Raw genomic sequence first — 4,652 nt, forward strand, 5'->3', positions numbered from 1 at the left:
TGCACATCGCGATCGCGGATGCGACGCGCAACGTCGTGAGCCAGACTTCGCTGCCGCTCCCCCTCGACCACCGCCACGACGCCGAGCTCGATCGCCTCAGCCTGCTGCTGAGCGACATGATGGAGTCGCTCGGCGGCACCGTGAACGACCTCCTCGCGGTCGGCCTCGCGCTGCCCGCGCCGATCGATCCGCGCACGGGGATGGTGTCGACGCCGGGGCTTCTGCGCGGATGGGAGGGCGTCGACGTCGCGGCCAGCCTCACCGCCCGGATCGGGCGCCCGGTCTTCGCCGACAGCGAGGCGAACCTCGGCGGACTCGCGGAGGCGCGCGAGGGCACCGGCCGCTCCGCGGCATCATCCGTCTTCATCCGCGTCGGCCACAGCATCAGCGCGGGACTCATCGTCGGCGGCGACCTCTTCCGCGGCGGCAATGGCAAGGCCGGGCAGATCGGGCACGTCACGATCGACGAGAACGGCCCGGTGTGCCGCTGCAGCAATCGCGGCTGCCTCGAGACGTTCGCCGCAGGCCCCGCCCTCCTGTCGCTCTTTCCGCCGAACTCCGGGATGCTGCGCCTGAGCGACCTCATCCAGGCCGCCGAAGCGGGCGACGGGCGGTCCCACCGCGTCATCGCGGACGCGGGCCGGCACATCGGCATCGCCGTCGCGAGCCTGTGCAACCTGTTCGACCCCGAGCTCATCGTGGTGGGCGGCGAGCTGGCCCAGGCCGGCGAGATCCTCATGGCGCCGATGCGCCACTCGCTCGAACGCACGGCGCTCTCGTCCGCGATGGGCCTTCCCGAGATCGTCGGCGCATCGTTCGGCGAATGGGCGGAGACGCGGGGGGCGATCGCGGTCGCCCTCGACCACGTCACCGTCGACGCCGAGTCCCTGCCCGTGTCGGCGTGACCCCGGTCTCCATGCGACGGACCGGTCGTCTCCGCTTCGGCGCGCGCGTCGCCGTGGCCGCGCTCCTGATCGCCGCGGGCATGTCGACGGCCGGCTGCGGCGCGCAGGGCGGGTCGGGCGGCGACAAGATCGCCCTGCTCCTCCCCGACGCCAAGACCGCCAGGTACGAGACCTTCGACCGTCCCCTCTTCGAGAAGCGCATCCGGCAGCTCGGCGACTACCAGGTGCTGTATTCGAACGCGGATCAGGATGCCGCGACCCAGCAGCAGCAGGCCGAATCGGCGCTCGCGGCCGGCGCGAAGGTGCTCGTGCTCGACGCCGTCGACTCGAAGGCCGCCGCCAGCATCGTGAGCGCGGCGCACGCCCAGGACGTCCCGGTCATCGCGTACGACCGGCTGATCGCGGGCGGCGGGCTCGCCTACTACGTCTCGTTCGACGGGGAGAAGGTGGGCGAACTGCAGGGCGCCGCGCTGGTGCAGGCGCTGGCCGGCAAGAAGCTCCGCGCGGGCGACGGCATCCTGATGGTGAACGGCTCCCCCACGGACAGCAACTCGTCGGAGTTCGCGGCGGGCGCCCACCGGGCCATCGATGCCAGCGGACTCCCGGTGCTGGCGGAGTACAGCACACCGGACTGGAGCCCGGACAAGGCCCAGGACTGGGTGGCCGGGCAGATCGCGCAGTTCGGGGACCGCATCGTGGGCGTGTACGCGGCGAACGACGGCGTGGCCGGCGGTGCCGTGGCGGCGTTCAAGGCCGCCGACGTCTCACCGGTGCCGCCGGTGACGGGCCAGGACGCCGAGCTGTCGGCCCTGCAGCGCATCGTCGCCGGCGACCAGTACATGACCGTGTACAAAGCCATCAAGCCGCAGGCGAACCGTGCCGCGGAGGTCGCCGTCGCCCTCATCCACGGCGAGAAGGTCACCGCGCCCACCACGACGGACGGCGTCCCGACGACGCTGCTGGAGCCGGTGGCGGTCACCGTCCACGACATCATGCGCACCGTCGTTGCAGACGGGTTCTGGACTGTGAAGGATATCTGTACCCCGGCGTACGTCACGGCCTGCGACGCCGCCGGCATCCGCTAGACGGGTGGGGAGTGTGGACATGACGGCGAATCAGGCCAGGGCGGGACGCCCCCGGGAGCGCGTCCTCACGATGCGCGGCATCGACAAGCACTTCGGGGCGGTCAAGGCGCTCACCGACGTCGAGTTCTGGGTGAACGAGGGCGAGGTCGTCGCGCTCGTCGGCGACAACGGCGCTGGCAAGTCCACTCTCGTGAAAGTGCTCGCGGGCGTGCACACGCAGGATGCCGGGACCATCACGTTCGACGGCGAGGAGGTGGAGATCGCGAGCCCCGCCGACGCGCAGGACCTCGGCATCGCGACGGTGTTCCAGGACCTCGCGCTGTGCGACAACCTCGACGTCGTCGCGAACCTCTGGCTCGGCCGGGAGCTCGTGGACGGCCGGCTGCTCGACGAGGTGGAGATGGAGCAGCGCACGTGGGCGCTGCTGCGCGAGCTGTCGGCGAAGATCCCCTCGGTGCGCGTCCCGGTCGCCTCGCTCTCCGGGGGGCAGCGCCAGACCGTCGCCATCGCGCGCTCGCTCATCGGCGATCCCCGCATCGTGATCCTCGACGAGCCCACCGCCGCGCTCGGGGTCGCGCAGACCGCCGAGGTGCTCAACCTCATCGAGCGCCTGCGCGAGCGGGGGCACGGGGTCATCCTCATCAGCCACAACATGGCGGACGTCCTCGCCGTCGCCGACCGCGTCGTGGTGCTGCGGCTGGGACGCAACAACGGGGACTACAACGTGGTGGACGTCACCAGCTCGACGCTCATCGCGGCGATCACCGGCGCCACGGACAACGCGGTGAGCCGCCGGGCCGACCGCGACGCCGAGGAGGCGCCGCCGCTCCCACCGACAGACGGGAACATCATCGCCCTTCCGACCATCAGCACGCGCCGGCCTGACGATGCGGGCGGCCGATGACCGGCGCGTCGCAGGACCGCCTGACCTCTCCGGACCACCCCGAGCCGGACGGCCTCGACGCGGGCGGCGTGCGCGGCGCGATCGACCTCGTCACCGGGCGGGTGCGCGGCTCCGTCGAGCTGCTCGTCACCCGCGTGCGTGGCGGCGACCTCGGATCGCTCCCCGTCGTCATCGGGCTCGTGGTGATCTGGACGGTCTTCCAGTCGCTCAACCCTGTGTTCCTCTCGAGCACCAACCTCGTGAACCTCACGATGCAGTGCGCGGCCATCGGAACGATCGCCCTGGGCGTGGTCGTCGTCCTCCTCGTGGGCGAGATCGACCTCTCCGTCGGGTCGGTCTCGGGCCTCGCCGCGGCGATCCTGGCGGTGACGCTCGTCCAGCTGGAGTGGAACCCCGTGTTCGCGCTGCTCGCGGCGGCCGCGGCCGGCGCGGCGGCCGGCCTGTTGTACGGCCTGCTGTACACGCGCTTCGGCGTCCCGAGCTTCGTGCTCACCCTCGCCGGGCTGCTCGGGTTCCTCGGGCTGCAGCTGAGCGTGCTCGGCGACACCGGGTCGATCAACCTCCCGTTCGACTCCGCGATCGTGCAGTTCGCGCAGCAGTTGTTCCTCCCGGCGTGGGTCTCGTACCTCTTCGTCGTCCTCACCGTGGCCGTCTACGCGTGGACCCGTGTGCGCGGCGCACGGCGCCGGGCGAGCGCGAACCTCGTGAGCCAGAGCTACCTCGAGATCGCGGTGCGCAGCGCGGGACTCCTCGCGTTCCTCGCGGTCGTGGCGTGGTACCTCAACCTGTCGCGCGGCGTCGGCGTGATGTTCCTCTTCTTCCTCGCGCTCGTCGTGGCGATGAACATCCTCCTCACCCGCACGCGATGGGGCAGAGCGGTGTACGCGGTCGGCGGCTCGGGTGAGGCCGCGCGGCGGGCGGGCATCCGCGTGCGGGGCATCTACGTGTCGGTGTTCATGATCTGCTCGACGCTGGCGGCGGTCGGCGGCATCCTCGCCGCTGCACGCCTCGCCGCCGCGAATCAGAGCTCGGGCGTCGGCGACACGAACCTGAACGCCATCGCGGCGGCCGTGATCGGCGGCACCAGCCTCTTCGGCGGCCGCGGAACGGCGTTCTCGGCGCTGCTCGGGATCATCGTCATCCAGTCGATCTCCTCGGGGCTGACGCTGCTGAACCTGGATGCGTCGGTCCGCTATATGGTCACCGGCGTGGTGCTCGTGCTCGCGGTGATCGTCGACGCGATGTCACGTCGCACCCGCGCGGCCACCGGTCGCGCCTGAGTCCCCCGCGCATCCCACCCCGCGCGACCAGCCCGGCGCCCAGCCCAGCGCACCCCACCCCACGGGCCCCGGCCCCTGTGCAGGATCGCGGAGATGTGCGGGGATTCGGCGCGAATGGCGCCGAAGCGCCCGCGTTTCTGCACATCTCCGAAATCCTGCGCACCTCGCGTGCGTTCATTGGCCGAACCCGGCGGAGGCCCACTGACTTCACAAACTGATTGATTAGGCAGAATGCTCAGATCTGATCTGTCGAATTGTTGATAGTGCGCAATGATCTTCTACCTTTCACCGGTGCAGCAGGACCGGGAACGTCATTCGTTCGGGCGTTGCGAAAGCGTTACGTTCAAGACTTGACGCCAGCCTCGCACTCGATGAGGATCGCAGAGAGCAGTCAACGACCCGACCTCTGGGGCACCTGCAATTCAATGACGAAAGGCGAAAGATGAAGAAGTCTTCCATCCTGATGGCCGCCGCGCTC

4 protein-coding genes are annotated in these 4,652 nt (G+C 70.4%); all 4 read left to right on the top strand.

The annotated features are described in order from the left end of the window. The coding region (locus BGO15_RS14755) for an ROK family protein (RefSeq protein WP_286748455.1) at positions 1-905 on the top strand (905 nt) is incomplete at its 5' end. After that, a complete protein-coding gene (locus BGO15_RS14760) occupies positions 902-1,990 on the top strand; it encodes a substrate-binding domain-containing protein (protein ID WP_286748456.1) in 1,089 nt (362 codons plus the stop codon). The genes BGO15_RS14755 and BGO15_RS14760, both read left to right, overlap by 4 nt. A gap of 19 nt (positions 1,991-2,009) precedes the next feature. Next, entirely contained in the window at positions 2,010-2,894 is an 885-nt protein-coding gene (locus BGO15_RS14765) for an ATP-binding cassette domain-containing protein (RefSeq protein WP_286748457.1), read from the top strand. Then, positions 2,891-4,174 carry a sugar ABC transporter permease gene (locus tag BGO15_RS14770; RefSeq protein ID WP_286748458.1) on the top strand — a complete coding sequence of 428 codons (1,284 nt, stop codon included), beginning with the start codon at positions 2,891-2,893 and terminating at the stop codon, positions 4,172-4,174. Before BGO15_RS14765 ends, BGO15_RS14770 begins: the two co-directional genes overlap by 4 nt. Positions 4,175-4,652 lie beyond the last annotated feature (478 nt).

The sequence above is a fragment of the Microbacterium sp. 71-23 genome, from assembly GCF_001897265.1.
GTDB classification, from domain to species: Bacteria; Actinomycetota; Actinomycetes; order Actinomycetales; family Microbacteriaceae; genus Microbacterium; species Microbacterium ginsengisoli.